The following is a 1,618-nucleotide window of genomic DNA, read 5'->3' on the forward strand; positions in this document are numbered from 1 at the left end:
AGGATTCGAACCTGCGACCCTCAGATTAGGAATCTGTAAATTGGTTGATGAAGCGATTGCGAGGGAATGCTATTAAGTACGCAATTTCCGTATTTTATGCGGATCACTCGAACGGTATCTTTGTATGGAATGCGCTTGATTTCGATGTTTCCTGCTTACAATCTGCTTACAATGATCTATGTTGACCCTTATCGTCTCACGCTCAGGGTGATCGTCACGACGAGAAGGAATGAAAAACAGCCGTCACGGCCGTCAGGCGCTGTCATTCGATCGCGTTTCCAACGACTTGCGATGTCTGCGCGGTTGTCATGAAGGCGATCGAGGTTGTCAGCCATACGAGGATGAGATGCCGAACCTGACAAAGCGCGTGGTTGATGGAGCCAAGCCCGCCGCAAAGCCGGTCTATTTGTGGGACGACCAGGTGAAAGGCTTCGGCCTCCTGGTACTGCCAAGTGGCACCAAATCCTTTGTCCTCCAGTATCGCAACGGTTCGGGCCGTTCGCGCCGGTTCACCATCGGCCGCTATGGAACCTTCACACCTGATGAAGCGCGCAAGGCCGCGCGGGAGGCGCTTCACCTCGTTTCGAAGGGCGGTGATCCCATGGCCGACAAGTCGGCGCTTCGATCAGCGCCGGATGTCAGTGCCGTGCTCGATCGCTACCTGGACGACTACGTGAAGCAAAGGAATGCGAAGTCGACGCAAGCCGAGGCAGAGCGCGTCATTGAGAAGCATATCCGGCCACGCCTCGGAAAGCTCAAGGTCGCCGCGGTGACGCCAAGCGATGTTGCCAGGCTCCACCAGGCGATGGCTCGTACCCCGCGCCAGGCGAACCATGTCCTGTCGATCATTTCGAAGGCTTTCAACCTTGCGGAAGTCTGGGGCTTGCGCTCGCGAAACAGCAACCCGGTCCATGGTATCGAGCGATATCCCGAGAACCACCGGGAGCGGTTTCTGTCGGCACCTGAACTGCAGCGGCTTGGCGCGACACTGATCGAGGCGGAGACAGACGGCTTGCCCTGGGTCATCAAGGCGAACGGATCAAAACATTTGCCGAAGGATGCCAATCAACAGCGAACTTCGGTAAACCCGGGAGCGCTCGCAGTAATCAAGCTGTTGCTGTTCACCGGTGCCCGCCTATCAGAAATCCTGACCTTGAGATGGGAGCATGTGGACATGCAGGCAGACATGCTGGCGCTTCCCGATCGCAAAGGCGGGGGGCGAAGGCCGCATCCTGTCAGCACTTATGCGCTGGAAATCCTTGAACGGCTGTCGCCGGTCGACGGATCTCCCTGGGTGTTCCCGCGCGATCGCGACGTGTCCCGGCATCTGACGAAGGAAGTTCTTGAAAACGCATGGCAACGGATACGCCATCACGCAGGTATACCGGATGTCAGACTGCATGACCTGCGACACACCGTCGGGACATATGCGGGGCAGGCGGGCGGAAATGCCTTCATCGTGCGTGACCTGTTGCGCCACAAAAACACGGCGATGACGAACCGGTACGTCAACCGGGATGACGATCCGGTACGGGCCATGGCAAACGATGTCTCGAACCGGATCGCAAGCGAACTGGCGAGTGGCGGGAGGGACACGCAGCATCTTCGCTCAACGGGC

General features: G+C 57.8%; 1 protein-coding gene. It reads left to right on the forward strand.

The window, feature by feature from the left end; genetic code table 11:
• Window positions 1-229 precede the first annotated feature (229 nt).
• Window positions 230-1,618, forward strand: a 1,389-nt coding sequence (locus CSC94_RS23915; RefSeq protein WP_245408478.1) for a tyrosine-type recombinase/integrase, incomplete at its 3' end; no start/stop codon positions are given.

It is taken from the genome of Zhengella mangrovi (assembly GCF_002727065.1).
In the GTDB taxonomy this organism is placed as follows: Bacteria; Pseudomonadota; Alphaproteobacteria; order Rhizobiales; family Rhizobiaceae; genus Zhengella; species Zhengella mangrovi.